Origin of the sequence: Bartonella sp. AU15XJBT (assembly GCF_028618615.1) — a bacterium.
In the GTDB taxonomy this organism is placed as follows: domain Bacteria; phylum Pseudomonadota; class Alphaproteobacteria; order Rhizobiales; family Rhizobiaceae; genus Bartonella.
In genome coordinates this window covers 1-1,046 of the sequence record NZ_JAQITG010000107.1, presented here as the reverse complement: position 1 = coordinate 1,046, position 1,046 = coordinate 1, and the positions used below count along the sequence as shown (strand labels likewise).

Sequence of the window (1,046 nt, the reverse complement as noted above, 5' to 3'; positions counted from 1 at the left end):
TTCACGCAACTTTTCAATAAAATTGATCAGATAACACAAACATATGTCACGGATATTTCCTCAAAAGCAATTGTTACAATCACACCCTTTGTATCAATCGGCCTCACAATCGCTTTCATCATCTATGGATGGCTCATCATCCGTGGCGCTATAGATATGCCTCTCTCCGGGTTCGTAAATCGCTTCCTGCGAATAAGTCTTATTACTTCAATAGCCCTTACCGCAGGACTTTATCAGAGTCAAATTGCAAATTTGATAACTCAAATGCCCTATGATTTATCAAAAGCGCTCATAACAAATCCGCTCGATGATAGACAATTAATGGGCTTACTTGACAATACAGCAAGCAAAGGATTTCAATATGCAGGTCATCTTTTCGAACAAACCATCTTCTTCGAGGCAAATGGACTGCTTTACAGTCTCTTAGGCATCCTCATCTTGCTGACAACAAGCCTCGTCGTAGCAATCGGAGGGGGGCTCGTTCTATTAACAAAAATCGCCCTCGTACTTCTCGTGGGACTTGGTCCATTCTTCATCATTGCTTTGCTCTGGCAACCAACCCAGCGCCTTTTCCAGCAATGGTTAATCCAAGTCGTGAATTATATAATCCTCTTTCTACTCTTAGCCACTGTCTTTAATCTGATGATGAATATCTTGGCAAACTATTTGGGCGATATGAAACTCGATTACAACCAGAATATAAGCTCCATGTTTGGGGGAGCCCTCATCTTGTCCATTATATCCATCATGCTGTTGCTCAAACTATCAGGCATGGCCAATTCTCTCGCTAAAGGTATTACGTTTGGACATCTATGGAAAAATAGAAACTAGAGAATATAGAAAGAAATGATCCCCCTAACAGACACCCTTAATATCCATAGGACAAAATAGCTAAGATAGCCAATCCTACAGTGAAAAATATTTGCACTGAAATCGAGCTATTTTTTATCAATATAAAAAATGAAATTAAGAAAAGATAAACTATCGCAAACTATGCACTTTACTTTATCATTAAAATTATAATAATGATAAAAAATATTGACTTT

The 1,046-nt window shown here is 38.1% G+C and carries 1 protein-coding gene; it reads left to right on the top strand.

Annotated elements, in window-relative coordinates; genetic code table 11:
- Positions 1-831: type IV secretion system protein (locus PVV57_RS10380; protein ID WP_273784058.1), on the top strand; the 831-nt coding region annotated here is incomplete at its 5' end.
- Between the last annotated feature and the right edge of the window lie 215 nt (positions 832-1,046).